This is a genomic window from Streptacidiphilus neutrinimicus (assembly GCF_000787815.1).
GTDB lineage: Bacteria > Actinomycetota > Actinomycetes > Streptomycetales > Streptomycetaceae > Streptacidiphilus > Streptacidiphilus neutrinimicus.
Map to the genome: position 1 here is coordinate 1,381 of NZ_BBPO01000116.1, position 696 is coordinate 2,076.

Below are 696 nucleotides of genomic sequence, written 5' to 3' on the forward strand. Positions count from 1 at the left end.
GGCCGAGGGCGGCGCGGCGGTGGACTACGAACTGAAGGCCGAGTACGAGTACCGGGACGTTCGAGCGTGGCACGTGGTGCCCACGGGGACGACGGCAGCACTGTGCGGCCAGCTCATCGCGCCCGCGGCGGAAACCCAGGCGTTGACCCGCCTCGACGACCTGCCTGAGGTCTGTCCACGGTGCATGCTCCTCTACCGCATCCCGGGGTGACCCGGCCCGGGACCATCCGGTCGGCTCCGCTGAACGGTTGCCCGACCGGTCGGTCCGGGGCCGCTGGGTTTCGGTGGCCCTGGTGTATCCCTTGAACCACGAGGAGACCGTCCAGGCGGAGGAGAGGGAGCGGGATGCGTGACGCGTACCGGGAGGAGCTCGACGCGATCACCGCCGGCTTGGAGCAGATGGCCCGTCTGGCCGCCTCCGCGATCGGCCGCGCGACCACCGCCCTGCTGGACGCGGACCTGGAGCTCGCCGAGACCGTCATCGCCGCCGACGCCCAGGTCGACCAGTGGCAGCTCGACCTGGAGGAACGGGCCATCGCCGTCCTCGCCCGCCAGCAGCCGGTGGCCACCGACCTGCGCACCGTGGTGACCGCCCTGCGCATCAGCGCCGAACTGGAGCGCTCCGGGGACCTGGCCCTGCACGTGGCCAAACTGGCGCGGCACCGCTACCCCGACCACGCCGTCCCGAAGGAACTA

The 696-nt window shown here is 72.0% G+C and carries 2 protein-coding genes; both read left to right on the forward strand.

What is annotated here, in order from left to right:
- Window positions 1–211, forward strand: a 211-nt coding sequence (locus tag TR48_RS35930; protein ID WP_161789971.1) for a hypothetical protein, incomplete at its 5' end; no start/stop codon positions are given.
- A gap of 134 nt (window positions 212–345) precedes the next feature.
- Window positions 346–696 (forward strand): phosphate signaling complex PhoU family protein (locus TR48_RS35935; protein WP_042374787.1); only part of this gene is annotated, 351 nt, incomplete at its 3' end.